This is a genomic window from Luteibacter anthropi, assembly GCF_023699965.1.
GTDB lineage: Bacteria > Pseudomonadota > Gammaproteobacteria > Xanthomonadales > Rhodanobacteraceae > Luteibacter > Luteibacter anthropi.
Genome location: NZ_CP077072.1, coordinates 4,181,298 through 4,195,560 on the forward strand (window position 1 = coordinate 4,181,298; position 14,263 = coordinate 4,195,560).

Sequence of the window (14,263 nt, forward strand, 5' to 3'; positions counted from 1 at the left end):
GATCCAGGGCATCCGGGAGCATTCTTCAGCGATGCGTCCGCCCGTGGCAGAGGCACTCGCCATCGTCATCCGCATGACCCAGAAGCGACTGCAAAAGGGTCTCCGATGGCGTCCATTCGCCAATCGCCGGATGGATCAACATGGCCTTGCGTGCTTCAAGCCGTTCGTTCTTCAGCACCGACTGGATGGCCGCACGTTCATACGCCTTCACCGAGCGGACCAGGCCGTTGACGGCATCCGGCAATGCTGTGACCGGACGGGGAATGATCGAATCCATGCCGATATCGGAGGCGATTTCCACGATGTCGTTGTCCGGAAGATCCGGGATGGCACCGCGGTTGCGCGTGTTCACCACAATGCGGGCAGGTTTGGCGCCGGTGAGCGCACTCATCACGTCGATGGCTATGCGGTGGTAGCCGGTGGCGACGCGGAACGGGTCGCCCTGAAGGCTCACGCCTTGCTCGAAGGCCGATCCGCCCTCGGCTTCCAGCTTCATGTACGAACCCGAGCGCTGGTTGAGATATGCCGCGTAGATGTCCACGGCGGCATCGCCTTCGCCTGCGTCCAGACGTGCCGTCAGCGCGGCCAACAGGTCATCGTTGAGGCGCTGGATCTCGGCACCGCGGCTGCCGCCCTGCCTGCGCTGGTTGGACAGTGCGCGCGAACGCTCGTAGTAGAAGAACAGGTATTCCGTGGGAATGAGCCGCAGCGTGCGGATCATGTGATAGTCGAACAACGGTGCGAGGTAGAGCTGGCGCAGCAGGCTTTCGTCATCCAGCAGGGTGTCGATCACCTCCTTGCCGCGCACCTTGACGCTGCGGACCCAGCCCAGGTGGTTCAGGCCCACGTAATCGCATTCCACCTCGTGCGCCGGCTCGCCGAGCGCGCGGGCAATATTGTGGAACAGCTCGGTCGGCGTGTCGCAGATACCAACGATGCGCGCCTTGCTGTGATCGCTCACGGCCTGGGTGATGAGGCCGGCAGGGTTGGTGAAGTTGACCAGCCACGCATCGGGGCTCAGCCGCTCGACGAGGCGGGCCTGTTCGATGGCGACGGGGATCGTACGCAAGCCCATGGCGATGCCGGCCGGGCCGGTCGTTTCCTGGCCCGGGTAGCCGTGCTCGATCGCCACGCGCTCGTCGGCGGCACGGCCGACGATGCCGCCGATGCGGATGCTGTTGAGCACGAAATCCGCACCCTCGATGGTGTCCTCCAGCGAGGTGGCGCCGCGCAGGCGCAGATTGCCACCGAAACGGGAAACCACGGCATTGCCCAGGTCGACCATGATCCGCAGGCGTGCCGGGTCCGGGTCGTAGAGCACCATTTCCGAGGCGCCCAGGTCTTCAAGCGCTTCGTTCACACCGAACACCACCAGCGGCGAGCGCACACCACCGCCGCCGATCAATGCGATCTTACGATCCGTACGTTTGTTCATGTAGCGTCCTCAATCGGGAAGAATCAGGGAGCCCGTGCAGCGCACCGGCCACGGTCGTGCACAGCGCGCCGGTAATACAGGCGCGCTCGACGCAGCGATCCAGCGGGTCGTCGTCCAGCAGGGCATCGATGAGACCGGCGTTGAAGGCATCGCCGGCCCCGGTGGTATCCAGTGCATCCACGACGGGTGCGGGGATCCTGCGCACGCCATCGCCATCCAGAAGCAGCGCACCCTCGCCTCCCAGCTTCAGCACGCCGCGAGTAAGCCCTTCTGCCCAGGCCCACGCGGCATAGGCTTCGGGACCGTCCTCGCCACAGAGCAGGCCGGCCTCCTTGCGGTTGGGCAGCATGAAATCCACCTCGCGGCAGGTGGCGAGGTTTTCGCTATCGGTCAGCCACACCGGCGAATAACCCACGTCGAGCGACGTGGTACAGCCGGCCTGCCGCAACTGCGGAAGCACCAGCGTGGCGAGCGAACGCGGCAGCGGCATGGCGAAATGCACATGGCGCGCCGCCATGAGGTCGGCGAGCACGGCCGGCACTTCAAGCAGGTCGACCAGGCCACGGTTGGCCCCGTGCCAGCTGAAGAACGTGCGATCGTCGCGCATCGACACGCTGACCGTCGTGCCCGTTCCTTCCGCACCCAGGCGGATGCCGCCCATGCCTACGCCGAACTCGGAAAGGCGCCCTTCGAACCAGTCGAAGTCCGCATCGCCGATCAGGCCGACAAGACGCACGCGGCGCCCGAGACGCGCCAGTCCACAGGCGGTATTGACGCTGCCGCCACCCAGCTCGCGGGTATAGCGCTGGGCGTAGACCTCTTCGCCGGGCTCAGGCCAGCGTGGAAAGCCTCCGAAGATGTGGTCCGCGTAGATCTCGCCGACCACCGCGACGTCCCAGGATGTCATTTGTTGCGGAAGGGCCATGACCGCGTACTCCGTGCCTGCCAAAGAAAAATAAGGGTGCCGACGACGACGGCGCCGACCGCGACGGACATCGCCCGCCAGCCGCTGGTCGCGACGAGGTAAAGCCAGCCGATGACACTGACCACGATGGGCAGCGGATAAAGCGGCATGCGGAACACGTCGGCATCCGGCCGCCGGCGTCTCAGGGCCACGACCGCGAAACATTGCGCGATGTACTGGAACAGGATCTGCACCACCATCAGCATGGCGATGAGGCTTTCCAGCGACAGGAAACAGGCCGCCGCCGAGGCAACGCCCACGACCACCAGCGACACCGTGGGGAATCCGTCGCGTGGATGCAGTCGCGCAAAGGATCGAAAGAACTGCCCATCGACCGCGGCCGCGTACGGTACGCGCGAGTAGCCCAGCAAGACCACCAGCGCGGAACCCCAGCTGGCGAGCAGGATCAGGCAGACCGCGATGGTGCCGCCGGTGGAACCATGGATCGCCTGCATGAAGTCGGCGACCACCGCCTTGGAATGCGCGGCCTGCTCCCAGGGCAGCACACCGAGGATGGACAGGTTAAGGCCAAGATAAAGCACCGCCACCAGCGGTATCGACAGCAGCACGGCCAGCGGAATCGTCCGCCGTGGATGGCGCACTTCGCCACCCAGCATGCAGACGTTGTTGTAGCCACCGTAGTCGTACACGGCGATCAGCGCGACGGCGCCGAGGCCCAGCCAGAACCCATGCGAGCCATCGCTGCGCGCATGCATGAAGTGTTCGGCGGTGGCCACATTGAAATGCGCGATGCCGCTACCAACGATCCACACGCAGGCCACGGCCACGATCACCGTGATGCCCAGCGACAGGCGCTGGATGTCACCAACCTTGCGATAGAGCACCGCCGTGTTGATCAGGCACAGGCCGGCCGCCACCATCACGCGGCCCCCGTCGCCCAGCGACGGCACGAGGTAACCGAAGTACTGCGCAAAGCCCACCGCCGCCGAGCCGATCGACAACGGTGCCGTGAGCAGCGTCTGCCACAGGTACAGAAAACCGAACAGCCGGCCCATGCGCTCACGGCCATAGGCCTCGCGCAGGTAGTGATACGGACCACCGGACTCCGGAATGGTCGAACCCAGCTCGGCCCAGACCATGCCATCGCACAGGCAGAGCAACGCGCCCGCGATCCAGCCGAGGAACACCGACGGCCCGGCCAGTGCCGACAACGCGAGCGGAATGGTCACGAAGGGACCGATCCCGATCATGTTCAGCACGTTCGCCGACAGTCCACCCCACAGCCCGATGGCCCGTGGTGGCGATGCCGGCCTGCTCGCGACCTCCCTCATGCCTTCTCCCGGTGCAGATGGGCCGCGGCACGCAAGCGCCCCGCGACATGGCGGTGCAGGTCAAGGACCCGCACCTCGTTGTCGCCTGCCCTGAGCCAGGGCCCGGGACAGTAAAGCCGTTGCTGCGGACCGATATGCCAGTAACGTCCCAGCAAACGGCCATTCACCCAGAGATAACCCTTGTCCCAGTCCGACATGTCCAGGTAGACATCGCCAGGGATATCGACATGGATGCTGCCACGGAAGAACACGCCGCCACGCAGTGGTTTGTCCGCGAGCGGTTGCAGGTGCGACAGCCATTCGCCGTCGAGCGGAAGCGCCAGGGCTTCGAAATCCTCCAGCGGCCGCCCGTCGAGAGACACCGGGCCGGTGAGACCCTTGTGGTCGCCCACGCGCGGGCCGAAGTTGATATGCCCGAAGGTATCCACCAGCACATCGAGCCTGCGTTCACCAGCCGATGCATCCGGCAGGCTCACGCGTGTCTTTGACGATACCGAGGGATGCTCCACCCGCGATACGACGCCGGCCTCGTGTCCGTCGACATACGCAATCGCGTAGTCACGGGCGGCCTCGATCGTCAGCGATGTTCCGGCAGGGATCGTCTTGCGCCACAGGACAAGCCCCTGGTCCTGTCCGAACAGGATTTCGTTCGACACCGGATGCGGCACCTGCACCGGCGTGGGCAGGTTGTCCCAGAGCGAGGCGAAGGGTTCGAGTGAGGTTTCCGCGAAACTTGCGCGAGGCGGTGAGGCGGGAAGCCCAGGGGGCTTGCGCCCGGTCACCGAGGTGATGACGTCGCGCAGCTTCTGGTACTGCGCCGTCGGCTGCCCCGTTTCGTCGATGGGCGCGCCGTAGTCGTAGCTGGTGATGACCGGCTGGAACTGCGAGCCGTCATCCTCGGCGTTGGAGCCCGCCGTGAGGCCGAAATTCGTGCCTCCGTGCACCACGTAGAGGTTGAAGGAGTATCCCGCCTTCATCACGCTGCGCAGCGTCTCCACGTAGTCCCTTTCGGCGAACACCGGTTCGCCCCAGTGGGTAAGCCACCCCGGATACCCCTCGCCCACCCAGACCGGCGCCTCATGCGCGAATGCCCTGCCCTGTACCAGCGTCGGCACATCGGCGCCGTCCAGGCCCAGTGCCGATCCTGGCGGATAGGCCCGGCGTCGCAGCAGGTCTTTCCAGCCGTCCGACACCGAGAACGGTCCTTCGATGCCGTTCTCGCGCCAGATGTCTTCGATGGCCTTCAGATAGGCGACATCATCGCCCTGCATCGAGTACTCGTTCTCCACCTGGATCATCAGCACGGGGCCGCCGTTCTTCGCCAGCAGCGGCCGCACTCGCGGCGCGATGGCAGCGATGTAACGGCGCACGGCTGCCATGTAGACCGGGTCGTCGCGTGTGCGCAACCGTACATCCGGATCGCGCAACAGCCATGCAGGCAGGCCCCCCAGGGTCCATTCACCACAGACATAGGGGCCAGGGCGCAGGTACACCCACATGCCCTCCTCCTGGCACAGCCGGATGAACGCAGCGAAATCGCGGTTGTCCCCATCCAGGTGGAACACGCCCGGCTCGGGTTCGAGCTGGTTCCACATGACGTACAGCGCGATGGTGTTCAGGCCCATCGCCTTCGCCATGCGGATGCGATGCCGCCAGTGTTCGCGCGGTATCCGTGCCGGATGCATCTCACCGCTATGAATGGAAAAGGCATGGCCGTCGAGCAGGAACTGCCGGTGACCGAACGCGAAGGCATGAGGCTTGCCGTCGGGTATCGGCAGGAGCGCCGCCGGTGAAGGCGACGCTGCCCATCCACGCCCCGCGAAAGCCAACGGGGCGAGGACCGACACGACGAGGAAGTCGCGCCGGCGCATGCTCAGAACGAGTACTTGACGGTGAGCAACGTGGTCATGCCGGCATCGACGATGTCGGAATTGGCCAGGCTGTTCTTGCCGATATGCGACCAGTACGAGTACTGCTTGGTGAGGTTGGAGATCTGCAGGTCGAATTGCAGGCCGTTGTCCATCTGGTAACCGGCATGCAGGTCCACGCGGCGGGTCGGGCGGATCCACAGGTCATCCCACGGCTGTCCCTGGTTGAGGAAGTCGTAGGTGGACAGGTACGAGCCCACGTAGTGATAGCTGAGGTTGAGCGAGAAACCGTACTTCTCGTAGAACAGCTCGGCATTGGCCATCGTCTTCGGAGCCGACTGCAGGCGCTCGTCGCCGAAGCCCGGACGGCCCAGGTCCACGCTGGAGTTCTGCTTCGTGGCATTGAGGCTGAAGCCCAGGCCGTTGATCGGGTCCGGCAGGTCCTGGAACTTCTGGCGTAGGGTCATTTCCAGGCCCGACACCCGACCGTCGCCACCGTTGGTCGGCGTCTTGATCAGCACGGCGCCCTGACCCTGGGTGTTCGGGTTGGCCTGGCCGCCGCCGCTGTCGTAAATGTAATCCTGCAGCTTCTTGTAGAAGCCCGAGAACGAGAAGTAGCCACCGTGATCGGTCGTCCATTCGGCCGCCAGGTCGAGGTTGGTGGACTTGATCGGGTTCAGGTTCGGGTTGCCCTGGGTGATCGTGGTGACGCCGTTGGACACGTTGATCTGCGAACCGCCACCCAGCTGGATGAAGGCCGGGCGGGTGTAGCTCTGCCACAGGCCGAAGCGGAACACGGCATTGCCGGCCGGACGATAGTTGATGAACAGGCTGCCCAGCGGCTCGTTGTATACCGTGTGGTTGTTGCTGAAGTAGCCCGGCAGTTCGTTGCCATTGGCGTCCTGCGGCGTGGTCCAGAAGGTGTTGCGGATCGAGGTGTGCTCGAAGCGCACGCCCGGGATGATCTCGAAGTCGCCTTCCTGGATGGTCGCCATGGCGTACGCGGCGCTCACGGCCTCGGTGCCACGCATGGTGTTGCAGTTGTAATTGTTGATGTAGAGCTGGCTGCAGGTATCCAGGTCCGAATCGGTGAGGTTCTGGTTGATGAGGTTGGCCACGGCTGCGCGGCTCACCTTCGGCGTCACCCAGGGATACTTGCCCGGGAAGATCGACGAGTAATAGCCGTTGAAGATACCCAGGTCACCCAGCGTCGTCGTGCCGTCGTTGATGCCTGCGGTGGACCAGTCGCGATTGGTGAAGTTGCGCGAGCTGTCGCTGTACTTCACGCCGAACTTGATCGACTGGACCGGGCCATCCTCGAAGTCGTAGCGCAGATCCAGCTTGGCACCGCCACGCTTCTGCCCGGAACGGATACGGGTGACCTCGCCGTTGTCGTTCGCATACATGTTCTGGATGTTGTTCACCGAATTCAGCAGCGCCGGCGTCAGCTGCGGATACGGGAAGTGACTGCCACCGTAGCCCAGCAGCGAGGGCTGGTTGTAGGCGAAATTGTTCTGCGAGTACTTGTCCTCGCGACCGTCGATTTCCACGTGGTCAGGACGGTCGTTGTCGCCGAAACTCCAGAACACGTTCGGCGAGATCGTCCAGCCACCGGCCGTCTTGTCGGCGCCGAACTGGAAGGTAGCCAGGTCCGCGCGTTCCGGATTGGTCTCGAACCAGAAGCGGTTGGCGATGCGGCCGATGTTCGGTGCATACACGCCCGGCGTGCCGGTGGGCACATAGGTGACATTGGCCGGCAGCAGCTGCGTATACGTGGTGTTCTGCTCGGTCAGCGCATAGGCGTACGTCATCTTCGCGTAGGCGCGCAGTGTCGGGTCCACGTTCCAGTCGAACGACACGTTGCCACCGTAACGACGCTCGAAGCCCGAGGCGATACCCACGTTGGCGCCGATGCTGGTCAGGTTGCGGGCCGGATCGTAGCCCGGCGCATTCTGGCCGTCGGCCGTGGCATGGGCAAAAGCCCATGAGCCATCGTTGGATGCACTTTCGGCCGCACCGATCTCGCTGTTGGCGATGTTGCGGTAGTCGTAGTAACCGCTGACGTAGACGCCAAACTGTTTTTCTTCGCCGAACTTCGTCTGCATCTCGGCGGCCAGGCCGCCGCCAAGCCCGCTGTCGCCGTAATCGCGCGCGCGGCTCTCCACACGGCCGCTGGCCGTGACGCTGCCGCTGAAATCCTTCTTGAAATCGAAGGCGCTGGGCGTACGGAAGTCGATCGTGCCACCGATGGCGTCGCCATCCATCTCGGCCGTCGAGGTCTTGTTGAGCACGATGGTCTGCAGGCCCGACGGCGGCAGCAGGCTCAGCTGCACGCTGCGGCTGTACGGCATGCCCTGGGCGACGTTGGCGCCGTTGATCAGGTTGACGTTGTATTCCGACGGCAGGCCACGCACGGAAGCAAACATGCCTTCGCCGCGCGCTGCACCGTCGATACCACCGAAATAGCCGCTACCCGTCGTGGTCACGTTCACGCCAGACATCAGACCCAGCGCCTCGGCCACGTTATGCACCGCCGTATGCTGGAGATCCGCCGCCGACAGCACGTCCACCGTGTTGGTGGAATCCATGCGCATGTTGGTGGCGTCGTAACGGTTGGCGACCACGCTCATCGCCTTCATCTGCACGGCCTTGTCTTTCTGTGCCGGCTTGTCGTCCTGCTTTGCGGGCGGATTGGGCGGCGCCATCTGCGCCTGCACCTGCATCCCCAGCCCCAGGGCGGTACACACCGCCACCACCATCGCCTTCTTCGCCATCGTATTGTTGAGCACAGCCGAACCCTCACCCCGAAAGTGTCCTGGAACAGGCACGTCTACGGCCCCTACGCCGCATCGATGCACATGTGACTGACCAGCGAAATTCCGGGAATGCCGTGTACAGGGCCCGGCCACGCAGGCCATGCCTGGGCGGTCGCAGACCCGTCCGAAGCCGGACGTGCCGATCAGTGGAAAACGGAAATCAGCGGAGGGAAGACGGCGGCGAATAGCCAGCCAGGGACTTGCCGCGGGCACGCAGCGCACTCAGCTTGGCGCGTGCGAGGATGGGCAGCCCGTTGGATTTCACGTGCGCGAGCGGAACCCGCACATCGGCGCAGCCGGCGATAACGCTGTTGGATTGGGCACGACGCATGACGCTGTCCCGGAATCGCGGCTGCTGAGGAAACCGATCATGCCCCAGGGATGACCGGCGGGTAACGCGAATGGACGTCCATTCATTGCGGACGTTCCGTTTGCGTGGGAAAAGATATACCGCACCCCCAACGTGCCGGTCAACGGCCAATTCTGCTGTACTTTTTTGTTGCTGCACAGCAACATGGGTGATTCGGCGCGACGAATCGCCAGCGGAAAATTAAATCCGTCATATATAGGCAGCCTTCACACGGCGTTCGCGCGAATGTGTCCGCGGACACATTTGTATCGAGCCAATACGTGCAGCCCACGCCGGGCCTGAACGATTCTGTCCAATCTGCTGCGTTGCAGGATGACAGAACGATGTCGCTCCCTCATCCTCCGCCGCCAGCGCTTTGGGGAGCGTGGTTTCTTACGATCATTCAACGCAGGGACTCCAATGAATCGTCGCCGTCTGACGCGGGCTGATGCCGCGTGCACTCTTCGTCCGCGTCCGCTCGCGGTGGCCTGTCTCGGCGCATGGCTGGCCATGGCCAGTGGCGTGCATGCGCAGGATGCCGCGCCGCCGGTCAAGAAACCTGCCACGAAAGACAAGGTGGCCAGCGAGACAGACAAGCGCGCCGCGAATCCGGACAGTGCAAGCAACCTCGATGCCGTGGTGGTCACCGGCATCCAGGCGAGTATCCAGAACTCGCTGAAGGCGAAGCAGAACTCCGACAACATCATCGAGGCGATCTCTGCCGAGGACATCGGCAAGCTGCCTGACAGCAGCATCGCAGAGAGCCTTTCGCGCGTATCCGGCCTTGCCACCCAGCGCGTGGATGGCCGAGCCAACCAGATCTCCATCCGCGGCCTGTCACCGGACTTCACCGGTACCACGCTCAACGGACGCGAACAGGCCACGATCGGCGAGAACCGCGGCGTGGACTTCGACCAATACCCGTCCGAGCTCATCAGTGGCGCCGCCATCTACAAGACGCCGGATGCCAGCCTCATCGGCCAGGGCCTGTCAGGCACGGTAGACCTGCACACCATCAAGCCGCTGGACCTGCCCAAGCGCACCATCGCGGCCAACCTGCGCGGGGAAACCACCTCGAACGGCAGCCTCAACCACGGCACCGGCGTGGGTGACATGGGTCACCGTGCGAGCTTTTCGTATATCGACCAGTTCATGGATCACACGCTGGGCCTGGCCGTGGGTTTCGCACAGCTGGACTCACCCATCCAGGAGAAGCAGTCGCGTGCCTGGTGGTGGGGCATGAACAACGGGACCGGTAGCGCGGAAGATATCTGGGGTTCGCCGCATACCGTGGGCCTGCCCAACAACGTGCTCTCCCAGGAGGGCATGCAGGTTCGTGCCAAATCGGAAAACCAGCTGCGCAACGGCCTGATGACCGTGCTGGAGTGGGCGCCAGACGACCACTATCACTCTACGCTGGACCTGTACTACTCCACGTTCAACGAGAAAACCTTCCTCAATGGCGCACAGTGGTCGAGCAGTCCCGACGACCATATCGCCTATTCCAACCTCGGCATCACCCCATCGCAGCCCTATCCGATCGTCACCAGCGGCCACATGGATGGCCTGCTGCCGATCCTTCAGAACGAATACAGTCGCGAACACGACAAACTGTTCTCGGTGGGCTGGAACAACCAGTACGACTTCGGAAATGGCTGGGTCGTCACCGCCGACCTCTCGTATTCCAGTGCGAAAAAGCGCTTGCACGATGCCTATCTGTTTTCGGGGCTGCCGGGCCTGAAGACGGCTTCGGCGGACTTCGACACGCTTGTCGGTTATGACTTCCCGCATTTCTACCCGGGCGTGGATCTGTCCGATCCATCCGTCGTGCAGTTCACCGATCCGAAGGGCTACGGCTACGACGGCCGTGATGAACGCGATCGCCAGCGCGACACGATCAAGGCCTTCCGCTTCGAAGTCAGTCATCCGGTAGGCTGGATCTTCAGCGACGTGAACATCGGCGTGAACTACTCCGAGCGCAAGAAGGACAAACAGGCCGACGTCAATTTCGCCACGCTCAACGGCAATGGCAACACAGACACGACTTACCTGCCCGGCTTCGGTGCGCCGATCGATTCTGGTTCACTGCGCGGCATCACCGACCTGGGTTATGGCGGCATCGGCCCCATCCTGAATTACGACGTGCTGCGTGCTCTCTACAGCCAGTTCTACCTGACCCAGCGCAACCAGCAGGCCGACTGGAGCCGCAACTACACGGTACGTGAACGCGTACCGGTGGCGTATGTGAAGTTCAATATCGATACCCATATGGGCGACATTCCCCTGCGTGGCAACGTGGGCGTGCAGGTGGTTCGTACCGACCAGTCATCGCAAGCCCTGCAGACCAACGGGAACACCCTCGTGGGTCGCCTGTCCGGTGGCAGCAAATACACCAAGGTGCTACCCAGCCTCAATCTCGCCGCGGAAATCGGGGACAAGCAGTATCTGCGTTTCGGCCTGGCCAAGACCCTGGCACGCGGCCGTATCGACGACGAAAAAGTGGCCAGCTCGGCCAGCGTGGATCTGGTGACCCAGGGCCCGGCGGCCGGCCAGATACTGTGGTCGGGCAGCGGCGGCAATCCGAAGCTGAAGCCTTATGTTGCCGTGGGCACTGACCTGTCGTGGGAGAAATACTTCGGTACATCCAGCTACGTTGCCGTGGCCGTATTCAACAAGAACCTGCTGAACTACATCTACAACGAAACCGTTCTGGACTACGACTTCTCCGGCTATACCAACGACAATCCGACGCAGGTGCCTACCAGTACGCGCGGCAGCTTTACCTACCCCAAGAACGGCACAGGTGGACGCATGCAGGGCCTGGAACTCTCCGGCGCCCTCGAAGGCGCACTGGTGTCCCGTGCACTGGACGGCTTTGGCGTGCAGGCCAATTTTTCGTTGACCAACAGCAACCTGCCGGTCAGCGCCGTATCGACCATACCGGGTGCTCCAGCCACCCTGCCCGGCCTGTCACGCAAGGTGGCGAACCTCGCGCTCTACTACGAAAAGTATGGCTGGTCGGTGCGTATTGCCGAGCGATACCGCTCGTCGTTCACTGGCGAAACCATCCCACTATTCGACCAGCTCGGCTATACCACCATTCTCGCCGACAAGCAGACCGACTTTCAGCTCGGCTACGCGTTCGACAAAGGCCCCTGGAACGGACTGTCGCTGCTGTTGCAGGTCAACAACCTGACCAATTCACCTGAAAAGACCGAACAAATCGCTGCCCTGCCCAACGGCGTGAAGGTCGCCCGACCACTGGACTACAACACCTTCGGCAGAACCATCATGTTCGGCGCCAACTACAAACTCTGATCCGCTCATCCCTGTAGGAGCGGACCTCGTCCGCGACCCCTGAAGGCGTCCACGCCGAATGAACCAATGCGTGAATCAGGCGGGCATTTAAACGCCCGCCTGATTCACGCATTGCTTCATTCGCTCAAGCGACGTTGAGGGGTCGCGGACAAGGTCCGCTCCTACAAAAGCCGGTACATCCGGTAGCTCAGGTGAGCGACGCCATCAGGAAGTCGCGCACCCGTGCAACGATCCGTCCTGGTGCATCTTCCAAGCAGTAATGCCCCACGCCCTCCATCCGCTCGACCTCACCCAGCGGAAATACCGCCTGGAACAGCGGCAAGAACAGTTCACCTAACAACGTCCGATCCGCCATCCCCCATATCGCCAGCGCAGGCCGACCTCGCATCGCCGCCATGGCGCCCTGCGTCGGCACCTCGAACTGGTGCACCTGAAGCGCAAACCCCTTGGCCCAGGCAATCGCACCCACACACTCCGCAGGCGTCATGAACGGCGCAGCATACGCCGCCAGCCAATGCTCATCGATCACCGCATGGTTCTCGAAACCATTGAGCTTCAACGTGCTCAGGATGTTGTAGCCAAGTTCCCCCAGCACCGTCTCAAGGCGCCCCTCGGCCTGCGCACGGACGATCCACTGAAACCACGGCGCCTGCTCCGCACTCGCCAGCAAGCGTTCCAGTTCCCCTGGTTGCCCGAATGGCGTGGGTCCGTTGGTCGATACGATACGACGGATACGGTCAGGATGACGCGCCGCCAGCCCCATGCCGACCGGTCCGCCAAAGTCGTGCATGACAAGGGTGATGTCACGCAGGTCCAGCGACAACACGAAACGCTCGATATTGTCGATGTGGTCCTGTAGCCAATAGGTTCGCGAGGCAGGCGTCTCGCTTTTACCAAAGCCCATATGATCCGGAACGACGATGCGGAAGGTATCGGAAAGCCCGGAAACCATGTGCCGGTATAGATAACCCCATGTGGGCTCGCCATGGAGGCAAAGCACCACCTCGCCATCACGGGGGCCTTCATCCACGTAGTGCATGCGAAAGCCGGCGGCCTCGTTGAAATGCGGGGCGAACGGATACGTGCCACCAAAGGTAGCCTCGGCGAAAATCATGGAAAACGCCTCTCATGAATTAATATGATTAACGTTATGCCATGTAGTTGCATTATGCAACCACTCATCCAGCCCTGTAGGAGCGCGCCTCGCGCGCGACCGGCAATACCAGGCCCAGGCAAAACCGGTCGCGCGCAAGGCGCGCTCCTACAAGTTGACAATCCGCCAGATGGCCCATTAGCCTGCGCACGCAGCCCGACCAGCGCTGTCGTAGGCGTTACCGTCAACCAACGCATCCTTCCGTCGAGGGGATCCCAGCAGGGAGTTCTCGACCCATAAGGAGCGCCCTCATGACGACCACCCGTACACGCCTTTCCGACAACACCATCCTCATCACCGGCGGCAGCAGCGGCATCGGCCGCGCCCTTGCCGAAGCTTTCCATGACCTGGGCAACCAGGTCATCGTCACCGGACGACGGCAACTGTTGCTCGATGAAATGATGGCAAAACGCCCCGGCCTGACAGGCATCACAGCCGACGTCACCGATACCGCATCGCTCGCACGCGCGGCAGAAGAAATACACAGACGCTTTCCCGGCCTGAACATGCTCATCGCCAACGCAGGTATTTCTGCATCGGAAGACATGACATCGGGCGACTGGAACGCATCCGCCGCCGAAGCGCTGGTGCAAACGAACATCATGGGCGTGATCCGCTCGGTCGCCGCCTTCCTGCCCGTCATCCGCGAGCAACCCGGCGCTACGATCATGGCGACAAGCTCCAACCTCGCCTTCATCCCTCGCGCGGATTTCCCGACCTATTGCGCCACGAAGGCCTTCCTGCACTCCTGGCTGCAATCGTTGCGCCACCAGCTACGCCATGTCCCCGTGGAGGTACTGGAGCTGTCACCCCCCTATGTGCAGACCGCTGTCACCGGCACGCAACAGATGTCCGATCCGAGGGCCATGCCGCTGGATGACTACGTGACGGAAGTGATGCAGCTGCTGCGCTCCGGAAATCACCCACGCGGCGAACTCCTTGTAGCCCGCGACCAGGCCCGGCGCTGGGCCGAACGCGAAGGCCGCTACGACGACCTCTACGCCACCATCAACCCCTGACCCATAAATGTAGGGGCGCGCCTTGCGCGCGACCGGGACGAAGCCGGAT

At 63.0% G+C, this 14,263-nt stretch carries 9 protein-coding genes; 2 read left to right on the forward strand and 7 right to left on the reverse strand.

What is annotated here, in order from left to right:
• Nucleotides 1-25: 25 nt before the first annotated feature.
• From KR767_RS17670 to KR767_RS17695, 6 genes are all read right to left on the reverse strand, one after another.
• Nucleotides 26-1,435 (reverse strand): family 4 glycosyl hydrolase, encoded by a 1,410-nt coding sequence (locus KR767_RS17670; protein WP_250877242.1) that lies wholly within the window; start codon nt 1,433-1,435, stop codon nt 26-28.
• Nucleotides 1,413-2,360 carry a carbohydrate kinase family protein gene (locus tag KR767_RS17675; RefSeq protein WP_250877243.1) on the reverse strand — a complete coding sequence of 316 codons (948 nt, stop codon included), beginning with the start codon at nt 2,358-2,360 and terminating at the stop codon, nt 1,413-1,415. The genes KR767_RS17670 and KR767_RS17675 overlap by 23 nt, the downstream gene beginning before the upstream one ends.
• Nucleotides 2,339-3,691 (reverse strand): APC family permease, encoded by a 1,353-nt coding sequence (locus KR767_RS17680; RefSeq protein WP_250877244.1) that lies wholly within the window; start codon nt 3,689-3,691, stop codon nt 2,339-2,341. Before KR767_RS17680 ends, KR767_RS17675 begins: the two co-directional genes overlap by 22 nt.
• On the reverse strand, nt 3,688-5,562 hold the full coding sequence (locus KR767_RS17685) for a beta-galactosidase (protein ID WP_250877245.1): 1,875 nt from the start codon (nt 5,560-5,562) through the stop codon (nt 3,688-3,690). The genes KR767_RS17680 and KR767_RS17685 overlap by 4 nt, the downstream gene beginning before the upstream one ends.
• Before the next feature lie 2 nt (nt 5,563-5,564).
• Nucleotides 5,565-8,264, reverse strand: a complete 2,700-nt coding sequence (locus tag KR767_RS17690) for a TonB-dependent receptor (RefSeq protein WP_250879181.1) — start codon at nt 8,262-8,264, stop codon at nt 5,565-5,567.
• Nucleotides 8,265-8,535: 271 nt separating this feature from the next.
• Nucleotides 8,536-8,706 (reverse strand): hypothetical protein, encoded by a 171-nt coding sequence (locus tag KR767_RS17695; RefSeq protein ID WP_166946725.1) that lies wholly within the window; start codon nt 8,704-8,706, stop codon nt 8,536-8,538.
• Nucleotides 8,707-9,144: 438 nt separating this feature from the next.
• Between KR767_RS17695 and KR767_RS17700 the strand changes: the two genes are divergently transcribed.
• Nucleotides 9,145-12,042, forward strand: coding sequence for a TonB-dependent receptor (locus KR767_RS17700; protein ID WP_250877246.1), 2,898 nt, complete (start codon nt 9,145-9,147; stop codon nt 12,040-12,042).
• Between the two features lie 187 nt (nt 12,043-12,229).
• Here KR767_RS17700 and KR767_RS17705 read toward each other — a convergent pair whose 3' ends face one another.
• A complete protein-coding gene (locus KR767_RS17705; protein ID WP_250877247.1) occupies nt 12,230-13,156 on the reverse strand; it encodes an alpha/beta fold hydrolase in 927 nt (308 codons plus the stop codon).
• Nucleotides 13,157-13,446: 290 nt separating this feature from the next.
• On the opposite strand from KR767_RS17705, the gene KR767_RS17710 reads away from it, so the two are divergent.
• The gene (locus KR767_RS17710) at nt 13,447-14,214 is read left to right on the forward strand and encodes an SDR family oxidoreductase (RefSeq protein WP_250877248.1); all 768 of its coding nucleotides are present in this window, start codon (nt 13,447-13,449) and stop codon (nt 14,212-14,214) included.
• The last annotated feature ends 49 nt before the right edge of the window (nt 14,215-14,263 follow it).